This is a genomic window from Mycobacterium sp. NTMscope_MAC_269, assembly GCF_976985695.1.
This window is the reverse complement of sequence record NZ_OZ335668.1, coordinates 1,791,494-1,809,483: the sequence shown is the minus strand read 5'-3', so window position 1 is coordinate 1,809,483 and position 17,990 is coordinate 1,791,494. Positions and strand designations below refer to the sequence as shown.

Genomic DNA, 17,990 nt, shown 5'->3' with positions numbered 1-17,990 from the left:
GCATGGGCCTTCGCGACGCCCCTGAGAGACGACGCGCTGAGAGACGACGCGCTGAGAGACGACGCCACTCAGAGACGACGCCGCTGAGAGACAATGACTCGATGATCGAGTTGGAGGTACGTCAGGCCGACGTGACCAAGCTGGACGTCGACGCGATCGCCAACGCCGCCAACACCCAATTGCGGCACGGCGGCGGCGTCGCCGCGGCCATCGCCCGCGCCGGCGGGCCCGAAGTGCAGCGCGAATCGACCGAGAAGGCGCCGATCGGGCTCGGCGAAGCGATCGAGACCACGGCCGGCGACATGCCCGCCCGATACGTCATCCACGCCGCGACCATGGAGCTCGGGGGCCCGACCTCGGCCGAGATCATCGGCGCCGCCACGGCTTCGACGTTGCGCAAGGCGGACGAACTCGGCTGCCGCACGCTGGGGCTGGTTGCCTTCGGCACCGGGGTCGGCGGCTTCCCGCTCGACGAGGCGGCCCGGCTGATGGTCGACACCGTCCGGCGACACCGGCCGCGTTCACTGCGCAAGGTGGTGTTCGCCGTGCACGGCGATACGGCCGAGCAAGCGTTTCGGGCCGCGGCGCGGCGCTAGCTCTCCGACAGGTAGCGCTCGACCGAGGCGACCTTCTGCGTCATCGCGTCGTTTGCCCCGGTGCGCCAGTCGGCCTTGATCACCGTGCTGACCCGAGGCGCCCTTGCGGCCACGGCCTCGACGGCGCGCTGCACCACCGCCATGACTTCCTCCCACGTGTCGCCCTCGATCACCGTGAACATCGAATCGGTCTTGTTGGGCAGGCCGGACTCACGAACGACGCGGACCGCCTCGGCGACGATCTCGCCGACACCCTCGCCGACCCCCATGGGGGTGACGGAAAACGCGACGAGTACGGACACCCTTTCGAGCGTACCCACCCCATCGCGGTGGGTCTGGCACCATCGAGGGCCATGCGGGTGTTGGTGCAACGGGTCTCGTCAGCGACGGTGTCGGTCGAGGGCGCGGTGGTGGGCGCGATCCGACCGGATGGCCAGGGACTGTTGGCATTCGTCGGTGTCACCCACGCCGATGACCGCGATAAGGCGCACCGGCTCGCCGAGAAGCTATGGAACTTAAGGATTCTCGCCGAGGAGCGGTCCGCCGCCGCCGCCCGCGCCCCGATCCTGGTCATCAGTCAGTTCACCCTGTACGCCGACACCGCCAAGGGCCGCCGCCCCTCGTGGAATGCGGCCGCTCCCGGGGTGGTGGCCGAGCCGCTGGTGGCGGAGTTCGCCGCGGCGCTGGCGGGGCTGGGGGCCGAGGTACAGACCGGGGTGTTCGGCGCGAATATGCAGGTCGAGTTGGTCAACGACGGCCCGGTGACGGTGCTTCTCGAACTCTGAAGCCGCCCCGCAGGTACGTTGGCCCCGTGGGCACGACACCCGAATTCGGATCGCTTCGCTCCGACGACGACAACTGGGACATCGTCAGCAGCGTCGGCTACACCGCGCTGCTCGTGGCGGGATGGCGTGCGCTGCACGCCGTGAGCCCGCAGCCGTTGGTGCGAGATGAGTACGCGAAAGTCTTCATCGCCGCCTCGCGCGACCCGTATCTGGCGGGGGTGCTTGCCAATCCGGGCAGCTCCGAGGACGAGATGGCCTTTCCGCGCCTGTACGGCGTGCAGACCCGGTTCTTCGACGACTTCTTCGCCGCCTCCGGGCAGGCAGGCATCCGGCAGGCGGTGATCGTCGCCGCCGGCCTGGATTCGCGGGCGTTCCGCCTTGAATGGCCGGACGGCACAAGGGTCTTCGAAGTCGATTTGCCGAAGGTGCTGGAATTCAAGGCGCGCGTCCTCGGTGAGCAGGGTGCCGCGCCGAAGGCGCGCCGGATCGAGGTCGCCGCCGACCTGCGCACCGACTGGTCTCGGCCCTTGGAAGCCGCCGGTTTCGACGTCGAGAGCCCGAGCGCCTGGTCGGTGGAAGGGTTGCTGCCCTACCTGACCGACGAGGCGCAACACGCGCTGTTCACTCGGATCAGCGGGCTCAGCGCGCCCGGCAGCCGGATCGCCGTCGGCGCGTTGGGGTCGCGCCTGGACCACGACCAGCTCCACGCCCTGGAGACGAATCACCCGGGGGTCAACGTGTCGGGCAACGTCGACTTTTCGGCTCTGACGTACGAACCGCAGTCCGATCCCGCGGAGTGGCTGGCCGGGCACGGGTGGGCGGTCGAACCCGTCCGCACCACGCTCGACCTACAGGCCGGTTACGGGATGACCCCGCCGGAGGTCGACGTCAAGATCGACAGTTTCATGCGGTCCCAATACATCACCGCCACGCGCTGAGCACTCAGGGCTTCAACAGAATCTTCACGTCGTCGCCCGATCGCGACTCCGCCGTCGCGTAGCCCTTGGCCGCTTCGTCCAAAGGCATTGTCGTGGTGAAGATGCCGTCGACATCGAGGCGGCCGGACTGCAGCAGCGGGATCAGTTCCGGCCAGGTTCGCTGCACCGGCGCGGTGGTCATCCGCAGCGTGATGCTGCGGATCAGGCAGCCCAGCGCGTTGAGCGGAAACGGATTCATGTCGTGCACACCGACGACCGAGACGGTGCCACCCGGCCGAACGGCGTTGAGCGCCTCGGTCAGGGATGTGTCCGTGGCTACCGCGTCGATCACCGCGTCGACGCCGCGACCGCCGGTGGCGGCGAGAATGGCCTCGAGCGCCGGCGCCTTGACGGGGGTCGCCCCCCACCGGGCGGCGCGCTGCAACCGGCCGTCGACCTGGTCAACCGCGAAAACCGTTGCCGCGCCCTGAAAGAGCGCGCTGCGCAGCGAGCACAGGCCGACCGCCCCGAGGCCGATGACAGCCACTGTCCCGCCGAACGGAATGTCGGCGCGCTGCGCCGCGGCCCAGCCGGTGGCGAGATTGTCGGTGAGCAGCAGCGCCTGTTCGGTAGTGATGCCCTCGGGCACCTTCAGCAGCTGGAAATCGGCGGCGGGCACCGCGAGCAGATCGGCCTGCGCGCCACCGAGCACGCCGCCGCCAAAGATCTGAAAGCCGGAGTGGCACATGACCGGATCGCGGGTGGCGCACCCCGCGCAGGCCCCGCAGCCGGCGACCGAAGACACCATGACCTGATCGCCGATCTTCACGTTATGCACCCGCGGTCCGGCGTCTACGACTGTGCCGATGGCTTCGTGGCCGAGGGCGATGGGATCGGGCATCGGAAAGTCGGCCTCGTAGAAGTGCAGGTCCGAACCGCAGATTCCGGCGGCGCTCACCTCGACGATCGCTGCGTCGGGTCCCGGGAGCGTGGGGTCGGGGCGGGTGTCGACCCGGATGCTGCGGGGCCCATCGACGACTACCGTGCGCATATCGGTGTGCTCACTTTCCTTGTCGCGCTTGATCTTTCTGGCGCACCACAAACTGTGACCAGTCGGGTTCGCGCACCGCCGACCAGTACTCGTTGAGGCGCCACGGACTGACGGTGTGGATCTCGCCGTCGGCGTTCTTGAAATACGAGTGTGTGACCGCCGGGTGTGACCACACCATCTTCTTGATCTGGGTCTGCGTCCTTCGATGCCAGTCCGTGGCGGCGTCGGGTTTTGGCTCGATCGATTGCACGTCGGCCTCGGCCAGGCGCGCCAGGCACTGGTCGATGTAGCGCATCTGTAATTCGGACTGGAAGATCAGGCTGCCGCCGTGGGCGAGGTGGGTTCCGGGCCCATAGACGATGAAGAAATTCGGGAATTCCGGGACGGTGATCCCGAGGTAGGCATACGGCCTGCTCCCCCACATCTCGTGCAGGTCGAGGCCGTTGCGGCCGGTGACCTTGAGCGGCCACAGCACATCGGTGTGCCGGAAGCCGGTGGCGTAGACGATGACGTCAACGTCATGCGCGACTCCGCCCTCGGTGACGATCCCGTTCGGCGTGATCCGCTCGATGGCGGTGCGCACCAATTCGACGTTGTCGCGCTGTAGCGTTCGCAACCAGCTGCCGTTGTCCTGCAGGGTGCGTTTGCCACAGGCGGGATAGTCCGGCATCACCTTGGCCAACAGCTCCGAATCGTCGGCGACCTGGCTGGTGATCCACTGGGAGAACATCATGTGCGCGGCGGCGTTGATGTCGCTGACGGCGTGGCGTTGATCGGCGTAGTTCGGATCACCCTCGGCGGCGTCGAGGCCCTTGTCCGAGCCGGGCCACAGCACCAGGAACCGGTACCACCTGCCGTAGAACGGCAGGTGGCGCATCGCCCAGCGCACCCCGTCGCCGACCTCGTCGTGATACATCGCGTTCGGGAACATCCATTGCGCGGTCCGCTGGAACACCGTCAGGTGCTCGACGTCGTCGGCGATGGCGGGCGCGATCTGGAAACCGCTGGCCCCGGCGCCGACGAGCGCGACGCGCTTGCCCGTCAGATCGACCGAGTGATCCCAGGCCGCCGAGTGAAAGGCCGGGCCGCGAAACGTCCGCGCCCCGGGGAATTCGGGAATGTTGGGACGGTTCAGCTGGCCCACCGCCGTGATGAGCGCGCGTGCGCGCGCGGTGGTGGTGTGGCCGTCTGCCGAGCGCAGCGACACGTTCCAGGTGCCGTCGTCGTCGTCCCATTCGGCGGCGAGAACCTCGGTCTGCCAACGTATCCGGTCTGTCAGGTCGTGTTCGGTGATGACCTTGGTGAAATAGTCCTGCAGCTCGTATTGCTCGGCGAAGAAATGCGTCCAGTCGTTGTTGGGTTCGAAGCTGTAGCAATAGAAATGGTTCGCCACATCCACGCGCGCGCCGGGATAGCTGTTCTCCCACCATGTTCCGCCGGGGCCGGCATTCTTCTCGACGATGGTGAACGGAATGTTGGCCTGCTTGAGGCGGACGCCGGCCAGGATGCCGGATTCGCCGCACCCGACCACCAGGACGGGAAGCTGCTGCGCGCGCTCGGCCGGCAAGGCGGCCGGCCGCCGCGGATCGGCGCCGTCGAGGTCCAGCTCTTCGGCGACCAAGGACAGATAGTCGTCGGGAACGTGCTCACACGCCGCCCAATCCATCATTTCCCTGATGAGCTCCGCGCTAAGCGGCGCAGGCTCGGGGCAGCCGCGGTCCCGATACTCGGTGATCACCGATAGCGCCTCCGCGCGGGCGCGCGCCTTGTCCTCCTCCGACATGAACCCCTGGACCTCGTTGAGGAAGATGCCCATCTGCTTGTAGTCGCGGATGAACCGGGGGTCGCCGGTGATATGGACGAGGGAGAGCAACAGCGTCGGGATGCTGACATCCTCGAGGGCGGTAGCGATCTCGGGCGTGGGCGTGGTGAAGGGATCGCCGGCGTAGCGGCTGCGCATCAAGGGAGATCCTCTCGGTGGTGTGGAGGGCCAATTACGCTACGGATGGTTTCGTAATTGGCAGCATTACGCTACCCGGTCGCTCGGCGCGGGATCAAGGCATCGGACGCTACGGCTCGTCGGCCTCGCCGTCCGTATCCGCGAGGCGTTTCAACCGAAGGCGTCGGTCCGTGGTGGGCACCGATTCACTCGAGCCCGTATCCGCCGCGCAAGTCCTTGTGCGCGGCCTCCAGGGTGCGGTCGCACAGGTCCACGAGTGCGCCGAGATCGAGGTCCGATTCCCTGCCCAACCTCTCCAGCCAGACCGTCTCCACCTTCCTCAGCTCGGACCACTTGAGTTCGCCCTCGTAATACACGGTCACGTCCTCACGGGGAGCAGGGCAGGCCGTAGTCTGCGCCAATTCCCGCTTGCACGAATCCAATTGGGTCAGTGAGTAGCCGTGCTCGCGGAACTGACGATCCCACTGGTCGAGGAGCAGACTCACCAATTCGCGCACCGGCGGCGCGGCGTAGACCAACAGCTCGGCTACCCCGTCGTCCAGGCCCAGACGCATGCGGAAGTCGTAGAGCTCCCGGATGGCCTCGGCGCGGCGCTGGCTCGCGATCTCCTCGGCGGTGCCGACGCCTTCGTACTGGGCCGCGCGTTTGACGTATACGGTCGCAGAGATAAGCGACTTCAATACGGCCTTCTTGTCATCGGCCGCCCGCTTCTCGAAGTCGAGCGCGCGTTCGTGGCGGCGGTCTTCCGCCTTGTTCTTGGCGTCGATGCGCTTCGTCCAGATCGCGACGGTTGCGCTCGAAATCACGGATGCAAGCGGTACGACGGCGTTGAGCACCAGCGTCATCCAGTTCATTCGTCGACCCTAGGCTCACGTTTGTCGGTCCGCATGCGAATCGCGACCAGCGACCGCGGGCTTTGCCGGCGCCCCGACGCCCCTTGCGCCGCCGAGAACAATGGGCCCAAGTGGCGACTGCGGTGCGGCGCTGCGCCGGGGGTGAATCGGAAGTGGGTGAGCGCCATGGCCCCGTTGCTCACGGCCTGCAGCGGGTTCCTGCTCGCCGTGTTGTGGATGGACTTGATCTTTGACGTCCAGGTTCTGCGCTACCGAAACGCAACCGAACTGCCCGAGTCCGTGCTTGCGTCTATCGCGGCTTATTACCACCGCGCGACGACGTCATCGCGGCCGATGAGCCATGTGATCGCGCTCGTCATGGCCGCGCTGCTGGGAACGCTCGTGCTGAGGTCCGCGCGCGGCCACGACCCCGGGCGGCTGCTGGTGATCTCGGCCGCGCTCGCCGGAGTTCCGATCATGCTGGCGATGACGCACACCGTGCCCAACGCGGTGCGGCTCGGCCACCGTGAGGACAGCCCGCCCGAGCAGACGCGGCTGGCTCGGTCGGTCTGCCGGGACCATGTGCTGTGCGCCGGCTGCATGTTCGCGTTTCTCATCCTGTGGGCTGCGGTCAGCACCACAATCTGAATTGCACGACGGATCGTAGTAATAAGGCGCAGGTCAGGACCCGCTGGCCACGTCAGGAAGCTCCGTACTAAACTAGAACACGTTCCAATTCGGCGAGCATCCCAGGAGTTGTAATGCACACCCCTATTTGCGACGAACTCGGCATCGAGTTCCCGATCTTCGCCTTCACCCACTGCCGCGACGTCGTCGTGGCGGTCAGCAAGGCCGGGGGGTTCGGCGTGCTCGGGGCCGTCGGCTTCACGCCCGAGCAGCTCGAGATCGAGCTCAACTGGATCGACGAGAACATCGGTGACCACCCCTACGGCGTCGACATCGTCATCCCGAACAAGTACGAGGGCATGGACTCGCACCTGTCCGCGGAGGAGCTGGCCGACACGCTGCGCAAGATGGTGCCCCAGGAGCACCTGGACTTCGGGAAGAAGATCCTCGCCGACCACGGTGTGCCGGTCGAGGACAGCGACGGCGACAGCTTGCAGCTGCTCGGCTGGACCGAGGCGACGGCCACGCCCCAGGTCGAGGTGGCGCTCAAGCACCCGAAGGTGAAGATGATCGCCAACGCGCTGGGCACCCCGCCGGCCGACATGATCAAGCACATCCACGACGCCGGACTCAAGGTCGCCGCGCTGTGCGGCTCCCCCTCGCAGGCCCGCAAGCACGCGGACGCGGGCGTCGACATCATCATCGCCCAGGGCGGCGAGGCCGGCGGGCACTGCGGCGAGGTGGGCTCGATCGTGTTGTGGCCGCAGGTCGTCAAGGAGGTCGCCCCGGTTCCGGTGCTGGCCGCCGGTGGCATCGGCAGCGGTGAGCAGATCGCGGCCGCGCTGGCGTTGGGCGCGCAGGGCGCGTGGACCGGGTCGCAGTGGTTGATGGTCGAGGAATCCTCGAACACCCCGGTCCAGCAGGAGGCCTACGTCAAGGCCGGCAGCCGCGACACCGTGCGCAGCCGGTCGTTCACCGGCAAGCCCGCCCGGATGCTGCGCAACGACTGGACCGAGGCGTGGGAAGCCCCGGACAACCCGAAGCCCCTCGGAATGCCGTTGCAGTACATGGTGTCCGGCATGGCGGTTCGTGCCACGAACCGCTACCCCAACGAATCCGTCGATGTCGCGTTCAACCCGGTTGGCCAGGTCGTCGGGCAGTTCACCAAGGTGGAGAAGACATCGACGGTCATCGAACGCTGGGTGCAGGAGTACCTGGAGGCGACCAACAGGCTGGACGAGCTCAACGAGGCCGCCTCCGTCTGACGACGGGGGCGCCCGGGGCTAAACGTCGTCGACGTCTTGGCGGCCGGTGAACACTTCCTTCGTCCGGTCCAGCGCGTACGTGCCGATGTCGATGGAATTCTGAACGATTCCGCTGGCCCCGCCGGCGACGTCACCCCGGATGATGTCGCTGGCATGCTCGACGATGTCGGAGGCTTTCTCGACGGCGTTGGTCGCGATGTCCCTCGCCGCGTCGACCGCATCTTTGGGATTGAAGGCCATCTCCGGGTCTCCTTTGTCGCAGGTTCGTTGCCCTGAACTCTAGTCCGGGCGGCGCGCCATTTCTCGGCGACCTCGGGCCTGTAGTGGGCCTCAGTAGTGCACCAGGGTGCGCCAGTAGTCCTCGGGAATTTCGGCCCCGGAGCGCAGGATTCGGGCCAGCCCGATGGCCATCGCGATGCCCAACAGCCCTAACCAGAGCCCGGCCAACGCGATGATGCCCCACAACACCGTGGTGACCGCGGGCCACGGCGAGAACACGGCCAGGAGCGGCGCGAAGAAGAATCCGGTGCCGATGTACCACGCCGACCCGGCGCGATCCGAGGCCAAGACGAAGCGCAGCCAGCGGGGCACGGGCGACGCATCGGGCTGGCTACGCTTCATCGTCGTACCGATCAGTCGGAGGGCGGGAAAAACCCTGCCCCGGTAAACCATCCGGGTTGCCACCCCTGATCTCCCAGGCACAGCATGGGCAGCCCGTCCGGAGTCTGCGCCGCCGCCTGCGAGCCGGGGCATTTCGCCCCGGTCTGCTGGACGCCGTACAGCGGGTAGGAAGCCACCCAGTACCCGATGGTGGCCGCCGGGAACTGGTTGGGCGGCGGGAAATGACAGGCCTCGGCCTGGCCGCTGGGTCCTCGGCCGAAGATGAAGCGCTCGTAGTTGTCGCAGGGGGCGCCCAGCGAAGCTTGATAATTCATGCCCGGGACGTCGCCGTCGTAATGCGGGTCGGCGGCCGCGCACGGCGCCATGCCGATCGTGATGCCCGCTATCGAAGCGGCGCTCAGCAATTCCCGAATCATGTTCCACCCCGCCTGTCGTCGCCGGTGACCTGCACCAAAGCATATCGGTCGGGCCGCCGCCCACAAGACGGTTTGTGCGTGCGGCCGCGATCCCCGGCGGTGGCCCGCCGCGGCGGAAAAACCGCACCTGCGGAACACGTTCCAATTTGCCGCCGGCGATCTTGCGTCAATGCTTCCCAACCGTGGTCCGGCAATGGTTTCCTTGCACAAGGACGCCTAGACGACTTCGTATCGAGGAGTGCGGCATGTCAATCGTCGAGCCCAGCACCAAGCCGGTCCCCAATCTGCCTCCCGGCTTCGACTTCACCGATCCGGACATCCACGCCGAGCGATTGCCGGTCGAAGAACTGGCCGAGCTGCGCCGCACGGCGCCGATCTGGTGGAACGAGCAACCGATCGGCGCCGGCGGGTTCGACGACGGCGGTTTCTGGGTGGTGTCTAAGCACAAGGACGTCAAAGAGGTCTCGCTGCGCAGCGACGTGTTTTCCAGCCTGGAGAAGACGGCGCTGCCGCGCTATAAGGACGGCACGGTCGGCGAGCAGGTCGAGCGTGGCAAGTTCGTCCTGCTCAACATGGACGCGCCGCAGCACACCCGGCTGCGCAAGATCATTTCGCGGGCCTTCACCCCCCGCGCCATCGAGCGCCTGCGCTCAGACCTCGCCGAGCGCGCCCGCCACATCGTCGAGGAAGCGGCCGCCGAGGGCCGCGGCGACTTCGTCGAACAGGTGTCGTGCGAGCTGCCGCTGCAGGCCATCGCCGGGCTGATGGGCGTGCCGCAGGAAGAACGCAAGAAACTCTTCCACTGGTCCAACGAGATGGTCGGCGACCAGGACCCCGAATTCGCCAACAACGACGCCATCACCGCCTCGGTCGAACTCATCATGTACGGCATGCAGATGGCCGCCGACCGGACGGCGAATCCGGGGGAAGACCTCGTCACCAAGCTCGTCCAGGCCGACATCGACGGGCACAAGCTTTCCGACGACGAATTCGGCTTCTTCGTCATCCTGTTGGCGGTGGCCGGAAACGAGACCACCCGCAACTCCATCACCCAGGGCATGATGGCCTTCACCGACTTTCCCGACCAGTGGGAGCTGTTCAAGAAGGAGCGACCGGGCACCGCGGCCGACGAGATCGTCCGGTGGGCCACCCCGGTCACGTCGTTTCAGCGCACCGCGCTGGAGGACTACGAACTGTCCGGCGTCCAGATCAAGAAGGGCCAACGGGTCGTAATGGTCTACCGCTCAGCCAATTTCGACGAGGACGTCTTCGACGATCCGTTCACCTTCAACATCCTGCGCGATCCCAACCCGCACGTCGGGTTCGGCGGAACCGGCGCCCACTACTGCATCGGCGCGAACCTGGCGCGCATGACGATCGACCTGATGTTCAACGCGATCGCCGACGGCATCCCCAACCTCGAATCCATCGGCAAGCCCGAGCGGCTACGGTCGGGCTGGCTCAACGGCATCAAGCACTGGCAGGTCGACTACCACACCTGACGGGACGAAAAGTCCTGTCGCGCAGTAGCATCACGGCATGACAACCCATCGTGCTGTTCATGTCCAATCCGCCGGCGCACCGCTGGAACTCGTCGACGTCGATACGGTGCCGCCGGGCCGTGACGAGGTACGGCTGACAGTCTCCGCGTGCGGCATCTGCGGCACCGATGCCCATTTCGTCTCCGGCGGGTTTCCGGGGATGTCGTGGCCGCTGACCCCCGGGCATGAGATCGCGGGCAAGATCGCCGAAGTCGGCGACGGTGTCGAGGATTTCGCGGTCGGCGATCGCGTCGCGGTCGGCTGGTTCGGTGGGTGTTGCCAGCACTGCGATCAATGCCGCAAAGGCCTGTTCATTCACTGCGAGAACGGAAAGGTGCCGAGCTGGCAGTATCCCGGCGGATACGCGGAGTCGGTGACCGTGCCGGCGAACGCCCTGGCCCGAGTACCGGCCGAGCTCTCCGACGCCGAAGCCGCCCCCATGGGTTGTGCCGGTGTCACCACCTACAACGCCTTGCGTCACACCAAAGCGCTGCCCGGCGATCGCGTAGCGATACTCGGCGTCGGCGGCCTGGGGCACCTCGGCGTGCAGTTCGCCCGGGCCATGGGCTTCGAGACCATCGCGATCAATCGCGGTGCCGGAAAGGCCGATGACGCCCGCAAACTGGGCGCCCATCACTACATCGATTCCACCGCCAACGATCCCGCCGAAGCGCTGAAGGATTTGGGCGGCGCGACGGTCGTCCTGGCCACCGCGGGCAATTCGAAGGCGATGGCCGCCACGGTCGGCGGCATCGTCCCCCAAGGCGAACTGGTCACCATCGGCGTCACGCCCGAGCCGTTGCCGATCAGTCCCGTACAGCTGATCACGCCCGGACTCAGCATCGTCGGTCATCCCTCCGGGACGGCCAAAGATGTCGAGGAGACCATGCGTTTCGCGGTCCTGTCCGGCGTTCGGGCCTGGATCGAGGAGTTGCCGTTGACCCAGGCGGCCGAGGGCTATGCGGCGCTGGAACAGGGGCGAGCGCATTACCGCACCGTCTTGACCATGTGACACTGTCGGTCCGTGACTTCTGACAACGGTGCGACGTGGACGATCGGCCCGACCGACGGTGAATTGCTGCTCCACACCGGTGTCACCGGCCGGGCGGCACGAATGGGCCACCGCCTCACCATTGCCATGTCGCGCTGGCGTGCCACCGTGCACTGGGCGGGCACCCGCCCCGTCAGCGCCGAACTCGCGGTCGACGTCGATTCCTTCGCCGTGCGAAGCGGTGAGGGCGGCATCAAAGGCCTTTCCACGATCGAGAAGGCACAGGTACGGTCTAACGCCTTGAAGTCGTTGCGCGCCAAGCGATTCCCCGAGATTCGCTATATCGCGGATGCCCTCGAGCGGGCCGACGACGGGTTCCGCCTCACCGGCACGCTCGAGATCCGGGGCACCTCGCGAGACCACGTAATCGACTTGCGCACCGAAGATCTCGGGGAGTCATGGCGCATGTCCGGTGAAACCACCGTCCGTCAAACCGATTACGGCGTCAAGCCCTACTCGCTGTTGATGGGGTCGGTCCAGGTCGCAGACGACGTGTCATTGACCTTTACCGCGGTTCACGCCAAGGACGGGTGAGTTACCCGCCGGGGAGAATCAGGACTGTGGCTCAGTCGCTGTGCGGGGCGCCGGGTCAGTTGCCGCGTCGCCGGCGTCGCCGGGGATGTGCTCGAGCACCCGAGTCAAGTAGGGCTGCCCGTTGCCGGGGTCCGACTGGCGGTCGCCACCAACGCCCGGTTGCTCGTCGGGCGTGACCGGTCCGGCGGCGGGTTCGCCGGCGGGGGGCGCGGCGTGCGTGCCGGGGCGTTTGACCGGTGGGGGCGCCGGAAGCGGCGCGACGGCCTTGGCCGCCTCGGCGGCCTGGGGTATGGGTGGATGGGTGGTGTGCTTCGCCGCGGGCGCGCTGGCCGGACCGACGTGAATCCCCACCGCGAGCGACACCGAGCCGACGAAGGTGATCGCGCCGGCCGCCAACGCGGTGAGGGCCCCGGCGTAGGACAGGTGCCGCTGCCGTGCCGGGGCTGAAGGAACGGGTTCGCTGCGGTGCGCCACCAACTGTTCGTCGGTGAACTCGGTGCTGCGGGCCGCGGACAGCGCCGCGCCCCGCGCGATCGTCACCTGGGCCATCGACTGCACGAAAACCGGCACCGGCAAAGCCTTTTCGAGTTGCCAGGAGAACCCGTCGATGTCGCGGTGTGCGCCGACGACGACGACCCCACCCGGCTGCCATCCGTCGCGGTCGAACATGCCGGTCAGCCAGCGGGTGAGGCCGTCGAGGCCGCCGCGCACCTGCTTGGTCGCCGTCTGGGTCTGTCCGTCATGGGTGTCGACCATGACGACGGTCGTGGCGTCACGGTCGAGGATGCACACCGCGGTCTGTTCGTAGCCGATGACGGGTGCGATGGCCTGCGCCAGGGTCTCGACGGCCTCGAGGAACCGGACTGGCACGACGTTGTCGAAACCCGCGTCGGTCAACGCCTCCTGCACCAGCGCGGCCTGAGCCGACGCGTCGTCGTTCCAGGTGACCCCGATGACACGCAGGCGGTGATCGCTCGCGGCCGCCGCCGTCTCCACCCGCAAAACCTCGGCTACCACTTGCTCCGCGGTGCTCACGGCACGGACACCCCGGCCGGCGCGCAGCGCCAACTCCTGGTGATCCAGGATGGTGCCTTCTGCGCCGTGTCCCTCAGCGAGGACCCACCCGACGGCGGTCGGCGTCACTGACAGGCCAAGTACCGTGTCCAAATTCTATGCCCCAATCGGTCCCGCGCCTCGGCTCCCAGACACACCGGCGCGCACCAGGAAACCGCTGGTGCGGAGGTTCGTGAGAGCCGGAACAGACACGGGATAGCGTGGTCTTCATCGGCTTGCTTCGAGAGAGCCTACGCGCCCGGCGCAAGCCCGGCCGCCCCGGTCCACATCGCCTCGCGACACGCCGGTAATCCAATTTGTGGTTGATCGGTAAGGGGTGCCGCACCGTCTCATCGGATATGCACACAATTCCGGTGGCGCGGTCCGCCGATGGCGGGATCAAACCGTTGACGGCGCGGCGCGCGTCATCGCTGACTCCCGCCGAAATCGGATCGGTGCTTCGTTATCGCGCGGTATCAAGCGCTTTCGGCGCTCTGCACGCCGGACGGCGCAACCGGCGGGCCAATTTTGCGGCGGTCCGGTTAGTCGGACGTCGAGCGGGTACCCGCCGATCGTCGCCGCCCGGATCCCCGGGTGGCGAAATTGCGAGGTAAAAAGCGATGCGAAACCGAGACGCGTCCGCGTCCCAATCGACATTTGACGGACTCACACGGTAAATTCCTGTGAGACCGCGATCACATTCGACCACATCCGACAAGGGGCAGGTATGACAGATCTGAGCGAGAAGGTCCGGACCTGGGGGCGCCGACTTGTGGTCGGTGCAGCCGCGGCTGTAACCCTGCCGGGCCTGATCGGCATTGCCGGCGGCGCGGCGACCGCGAATGCATTTTCGCGTCCGGGCCTGCCCGTCGAATACCTGCAAGTGCCATCCGCGGGAATGGGCCGCGACATCAAGGTCCAGTTCCAGAGCGGTGGTAACGGCTCCCCCGCGGTCTACCTGCTGGACGGACTGCGAGCTCAAGACGACTACAACGGCTGGGACATCAACACCCCGGCGTTCGAGTGGTACTACCAGTCGGGCTTGTCGGTCATCATGCCGGTCGGCGGTCAGTCCAGCTTCTACGCCGACTGGTACCAGCCCGCGTGTGGGAAGGCCGGCTGCTCGACCTACAAGTGGGAGACCTTCCTGACCAGCGAACTGCCGCAATACCTGGCCTCGAACAAGAGCGTCAAGTCCACCGGTAGCGCCGCGATCGGCATCTCGATGTCCGGCTCGTCGGCGATGATCCTGGCCGTGAACCACCCCAACCAGTTCGTCTACGCGGGATCGCTTTCGGCGCTGCTGGACCCGTCCCAGGGCATGGGCCCCTCGCTGATCGGCTTGGCGATGGGAGATGCCGGTGGTTACAAGGCGGACGCCATGTGGGGCCCGTCGAGCGACCCGGCCTGGCAGCGCAACGACCCGAGCCTGCAAATCCCGCAGCTGGTCGGCAACAACACGCGGCTCTGGGTGTACTGCGGTAACGGGACACCGTCGGAGCTGGGCGGGGCAAACATGCCCGCGGAGTTCCTGGAGAACTTCGTGCGCAGCAGCAACCTGAAGTTCCAGGATGCATACAACGCCGCGGGCGGCCACAACGCCGTGTTCAACTTCAACGCCAACGGCACACACAGCTGGGAGTACTGGGGAGCCCAGCTCAACGCCATGAAGCCGGACCTGCAGAGCGCCCTGGGCGCTTCCTCGGGCGGCGGCGGATAACTTATTCACCTGACGCCACTACTGCGCTTGACGACACCGTCAGGCGCAGTAGTGCGTTAAGGGGCAGCAGAATCTTCGTCATGCCCAGCAGCACGCGTTCGCGCCGCATCACCCTGGCTGCGCTGTGCGTCGCCGTCGCCGGCGGCCTGGCGGTGTGGGCGGCGCCCGCTCGGGCCGACGGCGTCAATCCCCTGGCCCCCTTGGTCGACGCCGCCGCGCAGCGCTTACAGGTCGCCGATCCCGTGGCCGCGTACAAATGGAAGACCCATGGGGCCATCGAAGACCCGGTGCGTGTCCGCCAGGAGCTGGCAAAGCTGGGCGACGGCGCCGTCGCCGCGCACATCGAGCGCGACTACGTCACCCGGGTCTTCACCGACCAGATCAGCGCCACCGAGGCCATCGAGTACAGCCGGTTCGCGGACTGGAAGCTCAATCCGGGTGACGCCCCGGCCGACTCCCCGGACCTGGCGGCGTCGCGGTCGGAGATCGATGCCCTCAGCCAGGCGATACTGACCCAGATATCGGCCAACTGGGACACGCTGCATTCGCCGCTGTGCGCGCCGCAGCTCGATGCCGCGAGGGCCGACATCGTCCGGAGTCGTCAGCTCGACGGCGTTTACCGACGGGCCCTCTGGTCAGCGACGCAATCGTATTGCCAGCAATAATTTAATTTTTCCTCACCATTTCCTAACCGACGAATTTGGCCCGGCGATAAGCCGATTTCCGCAGATAGAAGGCATATCTCGCGCCATTTTCGAATAGGTAACGCTTTGGCCACACGCGCCGAAAAGCTTGACATGAAGAATCTCTGCAAGCTTCTCGTCAAGTCCGTAGCGGTCGGCGGGTTCGTTGCAGCATCGATGGCTTCGTCCACGGGTGTGGTGAGCGCGGACGCTGCTCCCAACTGGGACGCGATCGCTCAATGCGAATCCGGCGGCAACTGGCACGCCAACACCGGAAACGGCAATTACGGTGGACTGCAATTCAAACCCGGTACCTGGGCTCGCTACGGCGGCGTGGGCAACCCGGCGGCCGCATCCAGGGAGCAGCAAATCGCTGTGGCCAACCGGGTTTTCGCCGAGGAAGGCGTGGAGCCCTGGCCGAAGTGCGGTGCGCAGTCCGGCCTGCCGATCGGTTGGTACTCGCATCCGGCTCAGGGCATCAAGCAGATCATCAACGGGTTGATCCAGGCGGCCATCCCGCGCTGATGACACACCCGTGTGGTCTATGACCCGACACGAAGCTGTGTTTGGATCAGCCCATGGAAGGTTCGGCGACTGTTCACATGGCGGCGCCTGCGGCCAAGATCTGGGATCTCATCGCGGACGTGCGCAACACCGGACGGTTTTCCCCGGAGGTTTTCGAAGCCGAGTGGCTGGGCGATGCAACCGGCCCGGCCCTCGGCGCGAAATTCCGCGGCCACGTCCGGCGCAATGAAATGGGACCGGTGTATTGGACGACCTGCAAGGTCACCGCGTGCGAACCCGGCCGCGAATTCGGCTTCACGGTGCTGCTCGGTGATCGGGAGGTCAACAACTGGCACTACCGGCTGGCGCCCAGCGGCGGCGGGACCGACGTCACCGAGTCGTTTCGGCTCAACCCCGCGCCATGGCTCGGCATGTACTGGTTGTTCGGCGGCTTTCTGCGCAAGCGCCGCAACATCCGCGACATGACCAAGACGCTGAACCGCATCAAAGATGTGGTCGAGGCTGACGCGTCGTGAAATCGGTCTTCATCACCGGCGCGGGCAGCGGAATGGGGCGCGAAGGCGCAAAGCTGTTCCATGCCAAGGGTTGGCGGGTGGGTGCGGTGGATCGCAATGACGACGGCCTGGCCACGCTGACCGAAGAACTGGGTGGCGAGCGGCTGTGGACCCGCGCCGTCGACGTGACGGACAAGGCCGCCCTGGACGGTGCCCTGGCCGACTTCTGCTCCGGTAACACCGGCGGCGGCCTGGACATGATGTGGAACAACGCCGGCGTCGGCGAATCCGGGTGGTTCGAGGACGTGCCCTATGACGCGGCGATGCGCCTCGTCGACGTGAACTACAAAGCCGTGCTGACCGGCGCCTACGGCGCGCTGCCCTACCTCAAGAAAACCCACGGCAGCATGATGTTTTCGACGTCGTCCTCCTCGGGGACCTACGGCATGCCCCGCCTCGCCGTCTACTCGTCGACCAAGCACGCGGTCAAGGGGCTGACCGAGGCGCTGAGCGTGGAATGGCAGCGGCACGGGGTGCGCGTCGCCGACGTGCTGCCCGGTCTGATCGACACCGCCATCCTCACCACGACGACCAACCATTCCGATGACGGTGGCGCGCCGAGAACCGCCGAGGAGTTGCGCGCCACCGCTCCCAGAAAGGGCCCGCTGCGGTTGATGCCGGCCAGCAGCGTGGCCGAAACGGCGTGGCAGGCCTACCACCATCAGAAGCGGTTGCATTGGTATGTGCCCAAAAGCATTCGCTTGATCGACTTCTTCAAGGGCCTGAGCCCCGAATTGGTGCGACGCAGTATCGTCAAGGCCCTACCCGCGCTCTCGCCGAAGCGGCAGTAAGGAGGTCGGCTGGTGCAAAACCGCTTGCCCACAGTCGTTTTGGTCCTGGCGGCGGTGGTCGTCAGCGTCGCCGGATGCAGCGCGGCGCAGACCACACCACGCCGGGCCGCCCGCCTGACCATCGACGGCGCCACACACACCACACATCCCCCGGCGTGCCGCCAAGACCAGATGTACCGGACCATCAAAATTCCGGACCACGACGGTGGCGTCGAAGCGGTCGTGCTGCTCAGTGGCTACCGGGTCATGCCGCAGTGGGTGAAGATCCGCAATGTCGACGGCTTCACCGGCAGCTTTTGGCAAGGCGGCGTGGGGGACGCGCACGTCGACCTGACCAATGACGCGTACACCATCACCGGGAGTGCGTACGGCATCAACAGCAGCAATCCCAACAAAGTGGTGACCACCGACTTCAAGATCGTCGCGCAGTGCTGAGGGCCCCGATGCGCGAGGCCTACGCTCGTACC

At 66.6% G+C, this 17,990-nt stretch carries 20 protein-coding genes and 2 pseudogenes; 14 read left to right on the top strand and 8 right to left on the bottom strand.

Going from position 1 to position 17,990, the window contains the following annotated elements:
- Positions 1-101 precede the first annotated feature (101 nt).
- A complete protein-coding gene (locus ACZ50Z_RS08460; RefSeq protein WP_464483138.1) occupies positions 102-596 on the top strand; it encodes a macro domain-containing protein in 495 nt (164 codons plus the stop codon).
- Here the strand turns inward: ACZ50Z_RS08460 and ACZ50Z_RS08455 are convergent.
- Positions 593-898: an MTH1187 family thiamine-binding protein gene (locus ACZ50Z_RS08455; protein ID WP_464483137.1), complete on the bottom strand. Its 306-nt coding sequence runs from the start codon at positions 896-898 to the stop codon at positions 593-595. The genes ACZ50Z_RS08460 and ACZ50Z_RS08455 overlap by 4 nt on opposite strands.
- A 51-nt stretch (positions 899-949) precedes the next feature.
- Between ACZ50Z_RS08455 and dtd the strand changes: the two genes are divergently transcribed.
- Complete coding sequence (dtd, locus tag ACZ50Z_RS08450; RefSeq protein ID WP_464483136.1) at positions 950-1,381, top strand: D-aminoacyl-tRNA deacylase; 432 nt, start codon at positions 950-952, stop codon at positions 1,379-1,381.
- Between the two features lie 26 nt (positions 1,382-1,407).
- Entirely contained in the window at positions 1,408-2,319 is a 912-nt protein-coding gene (locus ACZ50Z_RS08445; RefSeq protein WP_464483135.1) for a class I SAM-dependent methyltransferase, read from the top strand.
- Here the strand turns inward: ACZ50Z_RS08445 and ACZ50Z_RS08440 are convergent.
- The 3 genes and pseudogenes from ACZ50Z_RS08440 to ACZ50Z_RS08430 form a co-directional block, all read right to left on the bottom strand.
- Positions 2,230-3,349: pseudogene (locus ACZ50Z_RS08440) on the bottom strand (alcohol dehydrogenase catalytic domain-containing protein). The gene ACZ50Z_RS08445 and the pseudogene ACZ50Z_RS08440 sit on opposite strands and share 90 nt — an antisense overlap.
- Positions 3,350-3,359: 10 nt before the next feature.
- On the bottom strand, positions 3,360-5,309 hold the full coding sequence (locus tag ACZ50Z_RS08435) for a flavin-containing monooxygenase (RefSeq protein ID WP_464483134.1): 1,950 nt from the start codon (positions 5,307-5,309) through the stop codon (positions 3,360-3,362).
- 185 nt (positions 5,310-5,494) lie between these two features.
- On the bottom strand, positions 5,495-6,154 hold the full coding sequence (locus ACZ50Z_RS08430; protein ID WP_464483133.1) for a hypothetical protein: 660 nt from the start codon (positions 6,152-6,154) through the stop codon (positions 5,495-5,497).
- Positions 6,155-6,328: 174 nt separating this feature from the next.
- On the opposite strand from ACZ50Z_RS08430, the gene ACZ50Z_RS08425 reads away from it, so the two are divergent.
- Together ACZ50Z_RS08425 and ACZ50Z_RS08420 are read left to right on the top strand one after the other, a co-directional pair.
- Positions 6,329-6,790, top strand: coding sequence for a hypothetical protein (locus tag ACZ50Z_RS08425; protein ID WP_464483132.1), 462 nt, complete (start codon positions 6,329-6,331; stop codon positions 6,788-6,790).
- 113 nt (positions 6,791-6,903) lie between these two features.
- On the top strand, positions 6,904-8,034 hold the full coding sequence (locus ACZ50Z_RS08420; protein WP_067175477.1) for a nitronate monooxygenase: 1,131 nt from the start codon (positions 6,904-6,906) through the stop codon (positions 8,032-8,034).
- Positions 8,035-8,052: 18 nt separating this feature from the next.
- On the opposite strand, the gene ACZ50Z_RS08415 is transcribed toward ACZ50Z_RS08420, so the two are convergent.
- The 3 genes from ACZ50Z_RS08415 to ACZ50Z_RS08405 form a co-directional block, all read right to left on the bottom strand.
- A complete protein-coding gene (locus ACZ50Z_RS08415; RefSeq protein ID WP_464483131.1) occupies positions 8,053-8,274 on the bottom strand; it encodes an Rv1893 family protein in 222 nt (73 codons plus the stop codon).
- A gap of 90 nt (positions 8,275-8,364) precedes the next feature.
- A complete protein-coding gene (locus tag ACZ50Z_RS08410) occupies positions 8,365-8,655 on the bottom strand; it encodes a hypothetical protein (protein ID WP_464483130.1) in 291 nt (96 codons plus the stop codon).
- Between the two features lie 11 nt (positions 8,656-8,666).
- Positions 8,667-9,071, bottom strand: a complete 405-nt coding sequence (locus tag ACZ50Z_RS08405; protein ID WP_238955845.1) for a hypothetical protein — start codon at positions 9,069-9,071, stop codon at positions 8,667-8,669.
- Positions 9,072-9,316: 245 nt separating this feature from the next.
- Here ACZ50Z_RS08405 and ACZ50Z_RS08400 point away from each other — a divergent pair.
- The 3 genes and pseudogenes from ACZ50Z_RS08400 (at position 9,317) to ACZ50Z_RS08390 (ending at position 12,197) form a co-directional block, all read left to right on the top strand.
- A pseudogene (locus ACZ50Z_RS08400) lies at positions 9,317-10,601 on the top strand (cytochrome P450).
- Positions 10,602-10,610: 9 nt separating this feature from the next.
- Positions 10,611-11,624 (top strand): alcohol dehydrogenase, encoded by a 1,014-nt coding sequence (locus tag ACZ50Z_RS08395; RefSeq protein WP_464483129.1) that lies wholly within the window; start codon positions 10,611-10,613, stop codon positions 11,622-11,624.
- Between the two features lie 12 nt (positions 11,625-11,636).
- Positions 11,637-12,197: a YceI family protein gene (locus ACZ50Z_RS08390; protein ID WP_464483128.1), complete on the top strand. Its 561-nt coding sequence runs from the start codon at positions 11,637-11,639 to the stop codon at positions 12,195-12,197.
- A gap of 18 nt (positions 12,198-12,215) precedes the next feature.
- Here the strand turns inward: ACZ50Z_RS08390 and ACZ50Z_RS08385 are convergent, their stop codons facing one another.
- Positions 12,216-13,364 (bottom strand): DUF7159 family protein, encoded by a 1,149-nt coding sequence (locus ACZ50Z_RS08385; RefSeq protein WP_464483127.1) that lies wholly within the window; start codon positions 13,362-13,364, stop codon positions 12,216-12,218.
- Positions 13,365-13,977: 613 nt separating this feature from the next.
- On the opposite strand from ACZ50Z_RS08385, the gene ag85B reads away from it, so the two are divergent.
- The 6 genes from ag85B (at position 13,978) to ACZ50Z_RS08355 (ending at position 17,958) form a co-directional block, all read left to right on the top strand.
- Complete coding sequence (gene ag85B / locus ACZ50Z_RS08380) at positions 13,978-14,970, top strand: diacylglycerol acyltransferase/mycolyltransferase Ag85B (protein ID WP_464483126.1); 993 nt, start codon at positions 13,978-13,980, stop codon at positions 14,968-14,970.
- Between the two features lie 80 nt (positions 14,971-15,050).
- Positions 15,051-15,635 (top strand): chorismate mutase, encoded by a 585-nt coding sequence (locus ACZ50Z_RS08375; protein WP_464483125.1) that lies wholly within the window; start codon positions 15,051-15,053, stop codon positions 15,633-15,635.
- A 105-nt stretch (positions 15,636-15,740) separates the two neighbouring features.
- Positions 15,741-16,178 carry a resuscitation-promoting factor RpfC gene (gene rpfC, locus ACZ50Z_RS08370; protein WP_464483124.1) on the top strand — a complete coding sequence of 146 codons (438 nt, stop codon included), beginning with the start codon at positions 15,741-15,743 and terminating at the stop codon, positions 16,176-16,178.
- Positions 16,179-16,213: 35 nt separating this feature from the next.
- Complete coding sequence (locus ACZ50Z_RS08365) at positions 16,214-16,693, top strand: SRPBCC family protein (RefSeq protein ID WP_179960340.1); 480 nt, start codon at positions 16,214-16,216, stop codon at positions 16,691-16,693.
- Positions 16,690-17,523: an SDR family oxidoreductase gene (locus ACZ50Z_RS08360; protein WP_464483123.1), complete on the top strand. Its 834-nt coding sequence runs from the start codon at positions 16,690-16,692 to the stop codon at positions 17,521-17,523. The genes ACZ50Z_RS08365 and ACZ50Z_RS08360 overlap by 4 nt, the downstream gene beginning before the upstream one ends.
- 12 nt (positions 17,524-17,535) lie before the next feature.
- A complete protein-coding gene (locus ACZ50Z_RS08355; protein ID WP_464483122.1) occupies positions 17,536-17,958 on the top strand; it encodes a lipoprotein LpqH in 423 nt (140 codons plus the stop codon).
- Positions 17,959-17,990: the final 32 nt, after the last annotated feature.

Bases quoted from the DNA above. Each gene is read 5' to 3' on its own strand.
- ACZ50Z_RS08410 (WP_464483130.1), bottom strand. From the start codon at position 8,655: ATGAAGCGTAGCCAGCCCGATGCGTCGCCCGTGCCCCGCTGGCTGCGC.
- ag85B (WP_464483126.1), top strand. From the start codon at position 13,978: ATGACAGATCTGAGCGAGAAGGTCCGGACCTGGGGGCGCCGACTTGTG.
- ACZ50Z_RS08375 (WP_464483125.1), top strand. From the start codon at position 15,051: ATGCCCAGCAGCACGCGTTCGCGCCGCATCACCCTGGCTGCGCTGTGC.
- ACZ50Z_RS08460 (WP_464483138.1), top strand. From the start codon at position 102: ATGATCGAGTTGGAGGTACGTCAGGCCGACGTGACCAAGCTGGACGTC.
- dtd (WP_464483136.1), top strand. From the start codon at position 950: ATGCGGGTGTTGGTGCAACGGGTCTCGTCAGCGACGGTGTCGGTCGAG.
- ACZ50Z_RS08415 (WP_464483131.1), bottom strand. From the start codon at position 8,274: ATGGCCTTCAATCCCAAAGATGCGGTCGACGCGGCGAGGGACATCGCG.
- ACZ50Z_RS08430 (WP_464483133.1), bottom strand. From the start codon at position 6,154: ATGACGCTGGTGCTCAACGCCGTCGTACCGCTTGCATCCGTGATTTCG.
- ACZ50Z_RS08420 (WP_067175477.1), top strand. From the start codon at position 6,904: ATGCACACCCCTATTTGCGACGAACTCGGCATCGAGTTCCCGATCTTC.
- ACZ50Z_RS08425 (WP_464483132.1), top strand. From the start codon at position 6,329: ATGGCCCCGTTGCTCACGGCCTGCAGCGGGTTCCTGCTCGCCGTGTTG.
- ACZ50Z_RS08395 (WP_464483129.1), top strand. From the start codon at position 10,611: ATGACAACCCATCGTGCTGTTCATGTCCAATCCGCCGGCGCACCGCTG.
- ACZ50Z_RS08435 (WP_464483134.1), bottom strand. From the start codon at position 5,309: ATGCGCAGCCGCTACGCCGGCGATCCCTTCACCACGCCCACGCCCGAG.
- ACZ50Z_RS08405 (WP_238955845.1), bottom strand. From the start codon at position 9,071: ATGATTCGGGAATTGCTGAGCGCCGCTTCGATAGCGGGCATCACGATC.